Annotated in this window: 14 protein-coding genes and 1 tRNA gene; 8 read left to right on the top strand and 7 right to left on the bottom strand. The window is 28.5% G+C overall.

Going from position 1 to position 15055, the window contains the following annotated elements:
- Positions 1-4: 4 nt before the first annotated feature.
- Positions 5-2542 carry a hypothetical protein gene (locus H2279_RS02015; RefSeq protein WP_337195422.1) on the bottom strand — a complete coding sequence of 846 codons (2538 nt, stop codon included), beginning with the start codon at positions 2540-2542 and terminating at the stop codon, positions 5-7.
- Between the two features lie 165 nt (positions 2543-2707).
- On the opposite strand from H2279_RS02015, the gene groES reads away from it, so the two are divergent.
- Both groES and groL read left to right on the top strand, forming a co-directional pair.
- A complete protein-coding gene (gene groES / locus H2279_RS02020) occupies positions 2708-2968 on the top strand; it encodes a co-chaperone GroES (RefSeq protein WP_137623986.1) in 261 nt (86 codons plus the stop codon).
- Between the two features lie 18 nt (positions 2969-2986).
- A complete protein-coding gene (groL, locus tag H2279_RS02025) occupies positions 2987-4624 on the top strand; it encodes a chaperonin GroEL (RefSeq protein WP_137623985.1) in 1638 nt (545 codons plus the stop codon).
- Between the two features lie 43 nt (positions 4625-4667).
- Here groL and dccS read toward each other — a convergent pair whose 3' ends face one another.
- Positions 4668-5858 (bottom strand): two-component system sensor histidine kinase DccS, encoded by a 1191-nt coding sequence (gene dccS, locus H2279_RS02030; protein WP_337195423.1) that lies wholly within the window; start codon positions 5856-5858, stop codon positions 4668-4670.
- The gene (dccR, locus tag H2279_RS02035) at positions 5851-6516 is read right to left on the bottom strand and encodes a two-component system response regulator DccR (RefSeq protein ID WP_337195424.1); all 666 of its coding nucleotides are present in this window, start codon (positions 6514-6516) and stop codon (positions 5851-5853) included. The genes dccS and dccR overlap by 8 nt, the downstream gene beginning before the upstream one ends.
- Positions 6517-6659: 143 nt before the next feature.
- Between dccR and H2279_RS02040 the strand changes: the two genes are divergently transcribed.
- Positions 6660-7256 carry a bacteriohemerythrin gene (locus tag H2279_RS02040; protein WP_337195425.1) on the top strand — a complete coding sequence of 199 codons (597 nt, stop codon included), beginning with the start codon at positions 6660-6662 and terminating at the stop codon, positions 7254-7256.
- A gap of 150 nt (positions 7257-7406) precedes the next feature.
- Here the strand turns inward: H2279_RS02040 and H2279_RS02045 are convergent.
- The 4 genes from H2279_RS02045 to htrA all read right to left on the bottom strand — a co-directional run bounded on the left by H2279_RS02045 (position 7407) and on the right by htrA (position 10963).
- Positions 7407-7481, bottom strand: a tRNA-Asn gene (locus H2279_RS02045).
- 78 nt (positions 7482-7559) lie between these two features.
- Positions 7560-8807, bottom strand: coding sequence for an ArsS family sensor histidine kinase (locus H2279_RS02050; protein ID WP_337195426.1), 1248 nt, complete (start codon positions 8805-8807; stop codon positions 7560-7562).
- Complete coding sequence (locus H2279_RS02055; RefSeq protein WP_137623981.1) at positions 8804-9478, bottom strand: response regulator transcription factor; 675 nt, start codon at positions 9476-9478, stop codon at positions 8804-8806. Before H2279_RS02055 ends, H2279_RS02050 begins: the two co-directional genes overlap by 4 nt.
- Positions 9479-9553: 75 nt before the next feature.
- Positions 9554-10963: a serine protease HtrA gene (gene htrA / locus H2279_RS02060; RefSeq protein WP_137623980.1), complete on the bottom strand. Its 1410-nt coding sequence runs from the start codon at positions 10961-10963 to the stop codon at positions 9554-9556.
- Between the two features lie 231 nt (positions 10964-11194).
- Here htrA and H2279_RS02065 point away from each other — a divergent pair, with 231 nt between their 5' ends.
- The 5 genes from H2279_RS02065 to H2279_RS02085 are packed head-to-tail and all read left to right on the top strand — an operon-like array spanning position 11195 to position 15050.
- Positions 11195-12082, top strand: a complete 888-nt coding sequence (locus H2279_RS02065) for a J domain-containing protein (RefSeq protein ID WP_337195427.1) — start codon at positions 11195-11197, stop codon at positions 12080-12082.
- Between the two features lie 10 nt (positions 12083-12092).
- On the top strand, positions 12093-12467 hold the full coding sequence (locus H2279_RS02070; RefSeq protein WP_137623978.1) for a heat shock protein transcriptional repressor HspR: 375 nt from the start codon (positions 12093-12095) through the stop codon (positions 12465-12467).
- Between the two features lie 6 nt (positions 12468-12473).
- A complete protein-coding gene (locus H2279_RS02075) occupies positions 12474-14096 on the top strand; it encodes a cation:proton antiporter domain-containing protein (protein WP_137623977.1) in 1623 nt (540 codons plus the stop codon).
- 8 nt (positions 14097-14104) lie between these two features.
- Positions 14105-14437 carry a hypothetical protein gene (locus H2279_RS02080; protein ID WP_337195428.1) on the top strand — a complete coding sequence of 111 codons (333 nt, stop codon included), beginning with the start codon at positions 14105-14107 and terminating at the stop codon, positions 14435-14437.
- Entirely contained in the window at positions 14430-15050 is a 621-nt protein-coding gene (locus H2279_RS02085) for an HAD family hydrolase (RefSeq protein ID WP_337195429.1), read from the top strand. Before H2279_RS02080 ends, H2279_RS02085 begins: the two co-directional genes overlap by 8 nt.
- Positions 15051-15055 lie beyond the last annotated feature (5 nt).

Here is a 15055-nt window from a genome sequence, read left to right on the forward strand (position 1 = left end):
TTCCTTAAAATATCTTGTTTATTATCTTATTAATTGCTTTATCCACTTTTTTATTTTTATCCGTAGCATCTTTGTTTTTTACACCAAATATATTTTTTACAGAATCAACAACACTGCTTGCATCTAATTTTATTTTAGGATTATCAGTCGTTCCTGTAATATTTCCTTTAAAATCAACCTTATCGATTTTAGCATTAAAAGGAAGATTTAAAGAACCACTTTTTGAATTAAGCTCTCCTGAATTTATAAGAATACTAGCATTATCAGCTTGCATATTTAAATTCAGCTTTATATTTTCTTTATTGATTAATGCTTTTGCGTTTGCTGTATGAAAAACTTTTTGAGTAAAATCTTTAAAAGTTAAAACTTTTAACGCCGTAGTAATTGCATTTTGTTTAAGTTTTCCTTCTTTAATATCTAAATTAACCTCACCTTTCTCATTTGATATATCATAATTTGCTTTTACATTAGCCTTGCCTTGATAAACATCCATAACACCTATTCCTTGAGTTAAAGTATCCAAATCTACATTGTTTAAATCAGCATTAATAATATTATCTTTTAAAATTGCGTTTAAAGCTCCGTTGAATAAATTTTTACTCATGATATTAAAATTTAAAGTTTTATCATAGCTAACATCACCATTAAAACTCGCAGAACCTTTAAGTTTTCTATCTAGCAAAAATCCTAATTTAGAAAAATCATTAACGTCTAAAACAAAATTAGATTTTAAATTCATTTTATTGATATCAAAACTGCCTTTTAAATGTGTAAGATTAGCCAAGGTAGAATTTAAAGCATTGTCAAATTGAGCGATATTATTTTTTAAAACTATATTTGAATTTAGATCATAATTTACATTATTTGGAAATTTTTTATTTAAAATTTTACTTAAAATTACAGAATTTAAAATACCCTTGACTTTTAAATTCAAATTACCATTTAAATTTTTAAAATCAACATTATCCAAATGTGCTTTTGCATTAATATCTCCATTTGCATAATTTGGCATGCCTACAATCACCAAAAGCTTTGAAAGATCAAGTTTATTAATATCTAAATCCAATTTCTCACCATTAGAATTTGCTTTTATAATTCCATTAGCAATATTTGCATCCGCGCTTAAATTTTTTATCTTAGATCCTATAAGATGAGCTTTTGCGTTTAACTCTGCATTACCTTGTAGTTTTTGTCCTGCAATAGCACTAAATTGGGATAAATCATCGATAAAAGAATTTAAATCTGTATTGAGTTCTTTATTTTTTAGATTATAAGTTCCAGATAATTTTTTGATATTTAATAAATTAGAAGCCAAAATTGCATTGTAAGCAATATTGCTATTTTTACCAACCGCTTTTGCATTAAAACTAAAACTTGTATTTGGAAGTTCTATATGGGCGATTTTTTTAAGCTCCTCGGTGTTTATTTTTGCATTATTGACTTTTGCTTCAGCGTTAAAATTTGCAAAATCAAGCCCTATGCTGCTTAAATTAGCATTCAAACTACCATTAATCAAGCTGCCATACCCAGCAATGGCTAAAATTTTTCCTAAATCTGCATTATCAATTTGAGCGAGTAATTGATTGTTTTTAAAACCGGCCTTAATTTCACCGCCCAATCCTATAACATTGGTATTCAAAGTTTGTAAGGAATTGTTCGCCAAACTTAAGTCTCCTATGGTTTGTAAATTACCATTTAATTTTGTTTTTGTCAGTTTTTCAAGTTTAGCCAGACTAGGAATTTTTAAATCAAAATCAGTAAAAAGAGTATTATTAGATAAATTATATAAAGTTTTTTGAGTTTGCAAATTTAAATAATCATTATAAACCTTACTTATAGCATAAATTTTATCGTCTTTTATATTTGCCAAAATTTGAGCTTTTAAATTTGAATTTTCAGGCAAGTCTAATCCGAATTCTTTTTTAATCATGGCATAGTTTATATAACTATTATCAAGTTTTATTATAATATTCCCATCAGGTTTTAAATCTTTTGCACTGATTTTACTTGCTATATCTAAAGTTCCTTTTGCTAAATTTGCTCGACCAAAAAGCCCTAACAATTCTGAAATTTGCATATCTTGAGCACTTAAATTTAAAGCAATAGGAGAATAATCATAAATGCGTGCATTTAATAAAATATCAGATCCAAACAAATAACCCTTACCATTAGCGGTAAAATCGCTTGCTTTTCCTTGAATTTTCCCTCCAAAAGCTAAATTTTCTTTTAAATTTAAACCTAAATTTTGAGCATAATTTTTATTTAATTTAACGATATAATCAAGATCAAAACCTAATTTAAAAAGATTTAATTTTCCATACAAATCAAGATTAACCATATTGGCCAAACTAAGCTGAAGATCAACACTAGAAAAACGAAGTTTAAAACGCGTAATATTTACATCAAGTCCAGAACTTTCTTTGATCTTATTTTGAGCTATATTAGCAACGATACCATTACCAAAGCCTGTAAATAATATCACATAAGAAGCTATTATAAGCACCGCAATTAAAGCAAGTATTGTATAGAAAATTTTTTTCATTTTTTTATCCTTATAAGTTAATTTATAAAAAAACTTTAGTCAATTTAACTAAAGTTATATAAATATTTTTACTAAAAGTATTGACAAAATTCATTTTTTATAGTATGATTTTATCACTCTAAATTAAAGAGTGCTAGAAATCAATATTATATAAGGATGGACAAAATGAATTTTCAACCTTTAGGAAAACGTGTTTTAATCAAACGCGTAGAAGAAACTAAAACAACATCTTCAGGTATAATTATACCAGATAATGCTAAAGAAAAACCACTAATGGGAGAGGTAATTGCAGTAAGTAAAGAAATAAGTGATATATCAAGTGGTGATAAAATTATGTTTTCCAAATACGGTGGAACTGAAATTAAACTTGACAATGATGAGTATCTAGTACTAAATATAGATGATATTTTAGGAATTTTAAAATAATTTAAAAAAGGATTAACGATGGCAAAAGAAATTATTTTTTCAGATGAAGCAAGAAATAAACTTTATGAGGGCGTTAAAAAATTAAATGACGCTGTAAAAGTAACTATGGGGCCAAGAGGTCGCAATGTTTTAATCCAAAAAAGCTTTGGTGCTCCAACAATCACAAAAGACGGTGTTAGTGTTGCTAAAGAAGTTGAATTAAAAGATTCTTTAGAAAATATGGGTGCTTCTTTAGTAAGAGAAGTTGCGAGCAAAACAGCTGATCAAGCAGGTGATGGAACAACAACGGCAACTGTTTTAGCTCATGCTATTTTCAAAGAAGGCTTAAGAAATATCACAGCAGGAGCTAATCCTATCGAAGTTAAACGCGGTATGGATAAAGCTTGTGAAGCTATCGTAGCTGAACTTAAAAAACTTTCTCGTGAAGTTAAAGATAAAAAAGAAATAGCTCAAGTTGCTACTATTTCAGCAAATTCTGATGAAAAAATCGGAAATTTAATTGCTGATGCTATGGAAAAAGTAGGCAAAGACGGCGTAATAACTGTTGAAGAAGCTAAGTCAATTAATGATGAATTAAATGTTGTTGAAGGTATGCAATTTGATAGAGGATATTTAAGCCCTTATTTTATCACAAATGCAGATAAAATGTTGGTAGAACTTTCAAATCCTTATATTTTACTTTATGATAAAAAAATATCAAGCTTAAAAGATTTATTGCCAATTTTAGAGCAAATTCAAAAAACAGGCAAACCTCTTTTAATCGTCGCTGAAGATATTGAAGGTGAAGCACTTGCAACTTTAGTTGTAAATAAATTAAGAGGTGTTTTAAATATTTCAGCTGTAAAAGCACCTGGTTTTGGCGATAGAAGAAAAGCTATGCTTGAAGATATTGCTATTTTAACAGGCGGAGAAGTGATTTCTGAAGAGCTTGGAAGAACTTTAGAAAGTGCAACTTTAGAAGATCTAGGACAAGCTTCAAGCGTGATTATCGATAAAGATAATACAACTATCGTAAATGGTGTAGGTGAAAAAGCAAATATTGATGCAAGAATCAATCAAATCAAAGCTCAAATCGCTGAAACAACAAGTGATTATGATAAAGAAAAATTACAAGAAAGACTTGCAAAATTAAGCGGTGGCGTAGCTTTAATCAAAGTTGGAGCTGCAACTGAAACTGAAATGAAAGAGAAAAAAGACCGCGTTGATGATGCTTTAAGCGCAACAAAAGCTGCTGTTGAAGAAGGTATAGTAATTGGTGGTGGCGCTGCACTTATTAAAGCAAAATCAAAAATCAAACTAGATCTTAAAGGCGATGAAGCTATTGGAGCAGCAATAGTAGAAAGAGCTTTAAGAGCACCTTTAAGACAAATTGCTGAAAATGCTGGTTTTGATGCAGGCGTTGTTGTTAATACTGTAGAAAATACAAAAGATGAAAATACAGGTTTTGATGCTGCTAAAGGTGAATATGTAGATATGTTTGCTTCTGGTATTATCGATCCTGTTAAAGTAGAAAGAGTTGCTTTACTTAATGCAGTATCTGTAGCAAGTATGCTTTTAACGACTGAAGCAACCATCAGCGAAATTAAAGAAGACAAACCTGCTATGCCTGATATGAGTGGCATGGGTGGAATGGGAGGCATGGGTGGAATGATGTAATTTCTACCTAAGCTAAAATCAAGTCAGCTTTCTGGCTTGATTTTCACCAACTTAATTTAAAAACACTTCCTTCATTCTCTATAGATTCACAAACAATCTTTATATTATTATCATGACAAATCTTTTTTACCAAAGATAAGCCTATGCCAAAACCTCCTTGATCTTTGTTAAATCTTGCATAGCGATCGAAAATAAATTTCAAATTCTCTTTTGAAATGCCACAACCCGTATCAGCGATACTTAAAAAATTATCTTTTAGTTTTATAAAAATAGTTCCATTTTTTTTATTGTATTTAATGGCATTGCTTAAAAGATTATCTAAAAGTTTTGAAATTTGATTTTTAGTAGCAAAAATCATAACTTCATTATCCAATTTAAGATTTAAATTGATCTTTTTTTGCTCAAAAAATAATTTAAAATATTCTATCCTTTCTTCAAGTAAATTTTTGAGATTAAATTCTTCTTTTTCACTTTCTAAAGTATTAGGAAAATTATAAAAAACCAAATCAGAATATACTTGAGATAAACTTTTTGCTGCAATTTTTATACGCTTAAATTTATTGTTATCTAAATTTTGCCGTTCGAGTTGCTCTATACTCATTAAAATAACACTTAAGGGCGTATTTAACTCGTGTGTAGAATCTTTGATAAATCGATTTAAAACAGTAATTTTATCCTCTAAAGGCCTTAAAGCAATTTTAACTAATATATAAGCAATGAGTCCTAAAACAAAAAAAGCTAAAAAAGAAAAACTAAAAACCTTAACTCTAATCCAAAAAAGTTCCTTGCTAACATCTTCTCCTTGAATTAAAACCTTTAAGCCATTTTCTTGAGCTAAATCCTCATTTCTTGAGTATTGCAAATAATACAAATCCGTACTCATAGGAAAAATAAAAAATACCTTTCCATCATAAATTCCCCTTCCTTTAAATTCAATTTTTGCTTTTCTAAAATCAAAATTTAGATTATTAAAAATCGTATGATTGTTGTCAAAAATTGCAAAATTCAATCCTGAACTTTCTGCTATATTTTTAGCACTTGTAGCGATCGGGGTAAAGCGAGAATTGATAATATTAATCACGATATTTCTATGAATTTCTCTTAAAGAACCACTCCTTAAAATCACCAATTCTTCATACAATTTTTGATACCAAATGACAAAAAAGAAAGCTAAGAAAAAACCTGTTGTTGTAAGATAAATGAGTAAAATTTGCCTGATAACTTTTTTACTCATAACGATAACCTCGACCTCTTTGATTGATAATTTTTTCTTTGCCTAATAATTTTCTTAAATTCTTAATATAAGCTCTTAAACTAAGTTCGCTTGGCTCTTCATTGTAATCCCAAAGTTCTTCAAAAATCTTTTCTGCACTTAAAAAAATATTTTTATTTTTTAACAATAAAGATAAAAGTTTAATCTCCTTGCTTGGTAAAGATAAGGGTTTATCAAAATGAAAAAGAATTTGAGATGTAAAATTAAATTTAAAACCATTGCCCAAATCTTCAAAATCTTCATTCTTATGAAAAAAAGATCTTTTCAACAAGGCTTTTATACGTATAGCAAGTTCAGCTAATTCAAAAGGCTTTTTTATATAATCATCACAACCTGAACTAAAGCCTTCTTTTAAATCATCTACTGTATTTAAGGAAGTCATAAAAATAGCGGGTGTTTCTTTTCCGCAACTGCGTAAATCTTTAAGCAAGGAAAAACCATCTCCTAATGGAACTTTAACATCTAAAATCCACAAATCAAAATACTTTTCATAGGCTAAATTTAAAGCTTCTTGGGCATCAGCGCAAACACTAACTTCATATCCTTCATCGCTTAAAAATTCTTCTATAATTTCGCTTAAGCTTAAATCGTCTTCTAAAAGCAAAATTTTTGTTGCCATAATTTTAAATCTTTCCTAATAATTCTAAACTCTTTCATATATTAATTATAACAAAATGCTTATTAATTCTTTAAATAAATTTTTATTTAAATTTTTTTATAATACTTATTACAAAAAAATAATTTTTTATTACTAGGATTAAAATGCTTCCAAAATGGATTAAGAAATATAGCGTCAATAATGCTAAAATTGATGATCAGCATAAAAAACTTTTTCAACTTGCAGCAAAAGTTGAAGCTATATCAGAAAAATCTGTAAGCAGAAATGATATAAAAGATCTTTTAACTGAATTTTTTAATTATATGAAAGATCATTTTAACGATGAAGAAAAATATATGCAACTAATTAATTATCCGAATTTGGAAGAGCATCGTAAAATACACAAAATAATTATTCAAGATATGATAAAAGCAATTAAAAATATTAAATCAACTAACGATCTTAAGGAAAAACTTTATACAATCACCAAACAATGGCTTTTAGAGCATATATTATGTGAAGATATGAAAGTTAAACAATGGAGGAATTCTTTATTAGCTACAGATAATAATAAAGATGTTGATTTTAAAGCAGAAGATAAAGAAAACAAGCTTCCGCAGTTTTATCTTTATACTTGTGATTGCTTAGGTAAATTTCATGATGTTCCTTGTAATATTCATCAAGAAATAATATCACAAAGGCATAATTTTACTTGTAAAATTTGCAAACAATCTATAAAATTTTATAAAGAATATTCTTAGTTTATAAATTTAAAAATCTCAAAAACCAACTTTAAAATAAAAAATTTTTTAAAATAATCTAAAATAATTGTTTTATTACTGATAATCAATAAAAGCTAAAAACACATAAAGAAAAAAATAAATAGAATATTAATTAGGTTAAATAAAAAGTGGCTCCGGATGTAGGATTCGAACCTACGACCAATCGGTTAACAGCCGACTACTCTACCGCTGAGCTAATCCGGAATATCAAAGTTTTAAAAATGTAATTATATTTAAAATTAATGCCTTTGTCAAGATTTTTTGCAATTTTTTTTAAAAAAATTATTCTTTTACTATAATATTATCCAAACCGATAAAATAAAAATGATTCACTCCATCTTTATAATCATAATCAAGTTTCATATCATGGGCTTCTAAAATCGTATTAACTATATAAAGCCCTAGTCCAAAACTTGATTTTTGCTTTGTGCCTTGAGTAAAAGCTTGAGTGTAATATTCTAAGGTATTATTAAGTTCAGGGCCACAATTTTTAAAACATATATAATTATCTTTAATGCAAATTTCCACAAAACCATCTTGAGAATGTTTGATGCCATTATCGATCATATTTTTAATCGCTGTTGTAAAAAGTTTAAAATCCACATTAACAAAAAAGCTTTCGCCCATAAAAATACGTATATTATTATCATCACGCATTGCTATTTCTTTAGCTTCATCTAAAACATCTAAAATATTGTATTTTTTTCTATTGATGAAGGCGGCTCCTGAAGTTACCTGCTCTATCGCGGCAAATTCATTGATTAAAATTTCAAGTCGATTAAATATGCCATCCAATCTTTCCTTATATTTATTATCCTCTAGCATTTCAAGAGTGATAAGTCCTTTTGTAATTGGAGTTTTTAACTCATGCATAATATTTCTTAAAAAAAATTGGCGTGATTGATTGAGTTTTCGAATTTGCAAAATAGCTTGATAAAAAGCTTCACTCACTTGAGAAATTTCATCTACTCCCGTGCTAACATCCTCAATATCACTAAGTCTTCCTTCTGCAAATTTATCAATTTGTTTTTTCAAAGCTTTTAAAGGTTTTAATTTTTTAAAAATAAAAATATAAAGCAAAATAAGTATGCAAATAACAGCTACTGCAATCGCTTTTATAATAAAATATCTATAAGTTTGATAATCTTGATCTTTATAAAGATTAATCTTTCCATCATAAATAATATTTAAATAAACTTGATTGTCATAAGAAATAATCTCTATTAGGCCATTATTAACTTCAACTCGAGCAAGAACATCTCCACTAAAAAGAATTTTACGAATTTGCTTTGGTTCTACAATTTGCTGCATTTTATTATAATTTTTTGTTTGCTCTTCAAATTCTTTTTCATTGATAACTCCAGCAAAATACAAAAGTCTAGCGTTAGCAATTAAAGAATATTTTGTATTTAATTCTCTTGTATAATTTTGCTGATCGTATTCAATTAGCCATAAAAACCCTAAAACAACACTCACTCCAGCAAAAATAAAAATAAAAGTGATGGTATAAAAAATCGAAGATTTATTCATTGAGTTAATTTATAACCTATCCCTCTGATAGAATGTATATATTTTGGCGTTTTTGGATCATCTCCCATTTTTTGACGAATTCGGCTGATAATAACATCTATACTTTTATTACTAGAATCTTCACTGATAGAAGAACAATTATACACAAGCTCTTCCCTACTTACAACCCCACCTTCTTTTTTGATCAAATAACTTAAAATATCAAATTCAGCATTGGTTAAAATGAGTTCTTGCCCCTTCATTGAAATTGTGTGTTTATATTGATCATAAACAAGATCTTTAACACTTTTAGCAAGAGTGCTTTTTGTATTTGAAATCCTTCTTAAATGACTTTTAATGCGTGCTTGAAGTTCTTTAGGATTATAAGGCTTTGGCAAATAATCATCCGCGCCAAGCTCTAAAGCATTGACTTTATCTGTAATATCATGTCTAGCACTTGAGATGATAATAGGAGTATCATACTTTTTACGAATTTCCTCGCACACTTCAAGTCCGTCAAGTCCTGGCAAAGAAAGATCTAAAATAATCAATTGATATTCTTTTAAAGCAAGTTTTGAAAGTCCTATATAAGGCTCATGAGCTATATCGACTTTCATATCAAATTTTTCTAAGTATTCAGCAGTAATTTCAGCTAATTCTAAATCATCTTCTATCATAAGAATATTTGTCATTATATTCCTTTTAATTAATCTTAAAATATAATTTTAAACTAAAATTTATAACGAAAGGAAAATCCTTTCGTAAAATTATCTTAGCACCAATAAAGTAGTAAAGCCGTTTCTATACACCCAAATTTTCATAAATTCTTTTTTATTGACTTGCTTTAAAGCTTGATCTAAATCTTTTAAATTTTTAATTTCATCTTGCCCTATACCTATAATCACATCTCCTTCTTTAAATCCAACCTCTTCTGCTTTACTTTTACTCTTAACCTTCTCTACCAAAACTCCGTTAATATCTCTTGGAAGTTGCAAACGATCTTTTAATCTAGGATCTAAATTCCTTAAACTCAATCCTTCAATTAAATTATTCTGCACCCCTTTATTTTCTTTTTCTCCCTTAAGAGTAAAGCTTGTTTGCTTATTGCTTCCATCTCTTTCATAATCAATTACTACTTTTTCTCCAATCTCAAGAGTTCCTATGTAATTTTTTAAATCAATTGGACTTTTAATAACCTTACCATTTACCTTGATCACCAAATCTCCTCGTTTCAATCCAGCCTCATCAGCACTAGATCCTTTTTGAACATCTGTGATTAAAGCACCTTCTTGATTTTTGTAAGCTTTTTTAGTTTCTCCTTGCAAGGCTGAAATGGTTACCCCTAAAAATCCTCTTTCAATTTTACCTTTTTCAATGAGTTTTTTCGCTATATCTTCAACCATATTGGAAGGAATAGCAAATCCTATACCATTATTACCACCTCCACGAGAAAGTATAGCAGAGTTAATCCCTACTAAAAATCCACGACTATCAACTAAAGCACCACCTGAATTTCCTGGATTAATAGACGCATCTGTTTGTATGAAATTTTCATACTGATTAAGGCCTATATTATCTTTATTTAATGCTGAAATAATTCCACTTGTAACGCTAAAGCCAACCCCAAAAGGATTTCCCAAAGCAAAAACAACATCACCCTCCATTAAATTATCTGAATTAGCAAAAGTAATAGCTGAAAGATTTTTAGCTTCTATCTTAATCACCGCTAAGTCTGTTTTTGGATCTTTTCCTATTAATTTAGCTTTATATTCTGTATCACTTCCTGGTAAATTTACAGTGATTGTATCCGCATCTTCTACAACGTGATTATTAGTTACTATATAACCATCTTTTGAAATGATCACTCCAGAACCTAAAGAACTAATTACCTCTTTATCACTTTTGTTTTTTCTTTGAGGGATATCGAAAAATTGTTTAAAATAAGGATCATCAAAAAAATCATCCAAAGGACTAAAATTATTTGTTCTTGTTATGGTTTTTGAGGTTGAAATATTAACAACTGATTTTTTAGCATCCTTAATAGAATCATGATAACTCAATATAACCCCACCATCTGCTGGATTAACACGATTAGCTGATGAAGTTGATTCATTAAAATTGATACTTGTTGCAAATAAAGCACTTGCTAAACCTATTGATAAAAAAATCTTTTTCATAATTCTTCCTTTCTATATGAGAAAATTTACATGTTCTAATTATGATTTTATTTGTAAAAATATTTTTACATAAGTTATAGTATAAAATCAAAAATTTACAAAATTGTAAATAAAAAACTTGAGTGATAAAAATTGATAAAACTTGATTGACTTAGACTAAAGTTTTTGATATAATTTTTAATCCTAAAAATAAATTATTTTATTAACTAAACAACCAAAGGAAGATAAAAAATGAATAGTTTATATGAAACTCTTGGAGTATCTAAAAATGCAAGTTCTGATGAAATAAAAAAAGCCTATCGTCGCCTAGCAAGACAATATCATCCAGATATCAATAAAGAAAAAGGAGCCGAAGAAAAATTTAAAGAAATTAATGCCGCTTATGAAATTTTAAGCGATGAAAAAAAACGTGTTCAATATGATCAATACGGAGATTCTATCTTTGGTGGGCAAAGTTTTCATGATTTTTCAAGAAATACGGGTGGCATCAATTTAGATGATATTTTAAAAGATTTATTTGGAGGAGGATTTGGAGGATCTTCTCGCGGAAGTCGTTTTGGCGGATTTTCTTCTAAAGGATTTGGAGGATTTGGAAATTTTGAAGAAGAAAATTTGGATACAACTATAGAATTAACCATTCCTTTTGAAAAAGCTATCACAGGTGGGGAACATCATTTTACCTTTCAAGGAGAAAATATCAAATTTAAAATTCCTCATGGAATCAAAGAAGGTGAAAAACTTAGAATTCGCGGCAAGGGAAAAAGTGCTTACAATAAGGCGCGTGGAGATCTTATCATCATCGTTAAACTTGAGGAAAGTAAGATATATCAAAGAGAAGATGATGACTTATATCAAAAAATAGATATTCCACTTAAAACCGCTTTATTTGGTGGAAAAATCACAATTAAAACATTTAAAGAAGATAAAAAAGAAGCAAAAATTACCATAGCTCCAAATTCAAAAAATGGACAAAAAATACGCCTAAAAGGATATGGAGTACAAAATAGAAAAAATAATATTTACGGGGATTTGTATTTAATTTTAAATGTTATTTTACCCAATACAGAAACATTGGATGAAAAATTTATCGAACTTTTAAAAGAAAAGCTTCCAGAATAAGGAGAAAATGATGGATCACCATTATGACGAACCTGTATATTTAATAAGCGTTGTTGCTAAGGTTTTAAGCATACATCCACAAACCTTAAGACAATACGAAAGAGAAGGATTAGTAGAACCAAGCCGGACTGATGGCAAAATAAGACTCTATTCTCAAAGAGATATTGATCGTATTAAATTGATTTTGCGTTTAACTCGCGATATGGGAGTTAATTTAGCAGGAGTTGATGTTATATTAAAATTAAAAAATCAAATCCATGAATTTGAAAATTTAATTGATGAATTGCGTTTAGAACTTAGCAAACAAAAAAATCCAGGTGCTGCCTCAAAGGCTGTCGTTAAACATAAAAATAGTTTTGATTTAATTTTTTATGAAAAAAAATAAAAAAATATGGATAATTTTCTAGAAATTTTTCTGATTGCAGCAGCAATAGCTATCGTCTTAAATGTCATTTTAAAAAAATTTGAAATTCCTACTATTATTGGCTATATAGCAGCAGGAGAGATTATTTCTGAAATTTATCATTTAAGCGGCAAAGGTGAAATAACTCATATTGCTGAATTTGGTATTGTTTTTTTGATGTTTACTATTGGACTTGAATTCTCTTTTAAGCATTTGATGGCTATGAAACAAGAAGTTTTTCTAAATGGATCTTTGCAAATGCTTACTTGTGGATTTGTATTTACTTTAATTGTTATGGGAATTTTTTCCCTTGAAGATAAAAGTGCAACAGTAGTAGGTTTTGCCTTAGCACTCTCTTCCACAGCTGTAGTTTTAAAAATTTTAAATGACAATGGGGATATCAATGAACAATACGGAAGAAAAGCTTTAGGAATTTTACTTTTTCAAGATATAGCCGTTATCCCTTTGCTTTTGCTTGTTGATATACTCTCATCTAATAATCAAAATATAGAACAAGTTTTACTCACATCGCTTGTTTCTGCTATCCTTTTAATCGCTTTGCTTTTTCTCATAGGAAAATATTTAGTTGATCGAATTTTTAGACTTATTATTAGAACTTCTTCTCAAGAAATTTTCATAGGTACCATTTTATTTATGGTTATTGGAGCAAGTTTTTTAGCAAATTATTTTGGATTTTCCTATTCTTTGGGTGCTTTTATAGCCGGAGCATTGATCGCAGAAACAAAATATAAACATAAAATTGAAGCGGATTTGATTCCCTTTAGAGATTTACTTTTGGGGCTTTTTTTTATGACAGTAGGTATGCAAATTCAACTCAATGTCATAGCAGAAAATTGGTTTTTAATTTGCATCTTGACCCTAATTGTTATGCTTATGAAATTTGGCATAATCTTTGGATTTTTATTTCTTTATACCAAAAAAAGAGTTGCTCTAAAAACTGCCTTTTCTATTGCACAAATTGGAGAATTTGCTTTAGCGATTTTTTCTCTTTTGCAAGCTAAAAATATGCTCGATGTTAAAACTTCACAAATTTTAATTGTAGTTTCCATAATCACAATGATTATTACACCTTTTATACTCAACAATATACGAAAAATTACCAATGTAGTTGAAGATATTACTCTAAATACAAACACAATCCAAAGCACCCATCAAAGCAATCTAAAAAATCATCTTGTCATTTTTGGATACGGTCGTTTAGGTCAAGAAATGGTACAAAGAATCAAAAATACTGGGGTGCCTTATTTGGTCTTAGAAAGTGATTTAAATCTAGTTGAATTAGGAATTAGTCGCGGAGAAAATGTGATTTTTGCAAATGCAGCCCAAGAAGAAACTCTAAAAATTGCCAATATTGAAGAATGTGCAGTCGCAATTATCACCATCACTAACGAAGCAAAACTTGAAATGCTCTGCCAACTTTTATCATCTTATCCAAAACCTATAGATACTATTATCCATGTTAATGGAAATCTTAAAAAAATGCTTTTTTCAAGTATTGATGATAATATTCGCATTGTAAGATCAGAAAAAATTCTAGCTCGAAATTTAGTTCAAGAAGCATTAGAATGCAGAATTCATAAAAACACCTAAGGATTATTTTGACAAAAATCAATGAAAAAACATTAAGAGTAAAATATCTAAGATTATTAGAAAAATTTGCTAATACAGCAAAATCTTGTCTAAAAAGAGAGGATTTTGATTTAGAAAAATTTCAAGAAAGAATGCAAAAAAACAAAAAAAACTTAGAAAAATGTCAAGCAGTGATTTTAAATTCAACCTATGGTAAAGCTTTGGAAAATTTTGTTAATGCTTGTCTTGATTTTTCACTAAAAAAAGAAGAACTCTTAAGCCTTGCAAATGCTTTAGATAAGCTAAAAAATCAAAATCATAAAGAAAAACACAAAAACTATTTAAAGGATTATAATGATTAATGTATTTTTTGATATGGATGGAACCTTAATTGATAGTGCAAATGCAATTTCTTGCGCCGTTAATGAAATTCGTGCAAATCTTAATCTAAGCGCCCTAAAAAAAGAAGAAATAATTAAGATCATTAATACTCCAAATATAGATTGGGGTAAAGAACTTTATAATATAGACAATTTCCATCATTCTAGCTTTAAAGATGGTTTTGAAAAATATTTTATCAAACACTATGAACAAAGCGTGATACTCTTTGAAGGAGTTATAGATCTTTTAAAATTTTTAAAAAGTAAAAATTGCTTTTTAGCCATCGCAACAAATGCGCCTCAAAGCTCGCTTACAAGCATTCTTAAAAAGCATGAAATCATTCCATATTTTGATAAAATTTTAGGTGTAAGCGTAGGCATAGAACCTAAGCCAAGCCCACAAATGCTTCAACTTCTTATGGATGAAGCTCCTTATCAAACTAGCATTTTTATAGGCGATAGTCAAAAAGACAAAGAATGTGCTAAAAATGCAAAAATTCCGTATTATCACGCTAGATGGTATCAAAAAAATTTACAAGAAAATGAATTTGGCGATGCACAAACTTTAAAAGAATACTTATTTAAATATTTATGAGTTTT

Source organism: Campylobacter sp. B0100352/1 (assembly GCF_020135855.1).
Taxonomy (GTDB): Bacteria; Campylobacterota; Campylobacteria; order Campylobacterales; family Campylobacteraceae; genus Campylobacter_D; species Campylobacter_D taeniopygiae.

Excerpts from the sequence above, each read along its gene's own strand:
- dccR (WP_337195424.1), bottom strand. The coding sequence starts at position 6,516 with ATGGCAACAAAAATTTTGCTTTTAGAAGACGATTTAAGCTTAAGCGAA.
- groES (WP_137623986.1), top strand. The coding sequence starts at position 2,708 with ATGAATTTTCAACCTTTAGGAAAACGTGTTTTAATCAAACGCGTAGAA.
- H2279_RS02085 (WP_337195429.1), top strand. The coding sequence starts at position 14,430 with ATGATTAATGTATTTTTTGATATGGATGGAACCTTAATTGATAGTGCA.
- groL (WP_137623985.1), top strand. The coding sequence starts at position 2,987 with ATGGCAAAAGAAATTATTTTTTCAGATGAAGCAAGAAATAAACTTTAT.
- H2279_RS02070 (WP_137623978.1), top strand. The coding sequence starts at position 12,093 with ATGGATCACCATTATGACGAACCTGTATATTTAATAAGCGTTGTTGCT.
- H2279_RS02075 (WP_137623977.1), top strand. The coding sequence starts at position 12,474 with ATGGATAATTTTCTAGAAATTTTTCTGATTGCAGCAGCAATAGCTATC.
- H2279_RS02055 (WP_137623981.1), bottom strand. The coding sequence starts at position 9,478 with ATGACAAATATTCTTATGATAGAAGATGATTTAGAATTAGCTGAAATT.
- htrA (WP_137623980.1), bottom strand. The coding sequence starts at position 10,963 with ATGAAAAAGATTTTTTTATCAATAGGTTTAGCAAGTGCTTTATTTGCA.
- dccS (WP_337195423.1), bottom strand. The coding sequence starts at position 5,858 with ATGAGTAAAAAAGTTATCAGGCAAATTTTACTCATTTATCTTACAACA.
- H2279_RS02015 (WP_337195422.1), bottom strand. The coding sequence starts at position 2,542 with ATGAAAAAAATTTTCTATACAATACTTGCTTTAATTGCGGTGCTTATA.
- H2279_RS02050 (WP_337195426.1), bottom strand. The coding sequence starts at position 8,807 with ATGAATAAATCTTCGATTTTTTATACCATCACTTTTATTTTTATTTTT.
- H2279_RS02065 (WP_337195427.1), top strand. The coding sequence starts at position 11,195 with ATGAATAGTTTATATGAAACTCTTGGAGTATCTAAAAATGCAAGTTCT.
- H2279_RS02040 (WP_337195425.1), top strand. The coding sequence starts at position 6,660 with ATGCTTCCAAAATGGATTAAGAAATATAGCGTCAATAATGCTAAAATT.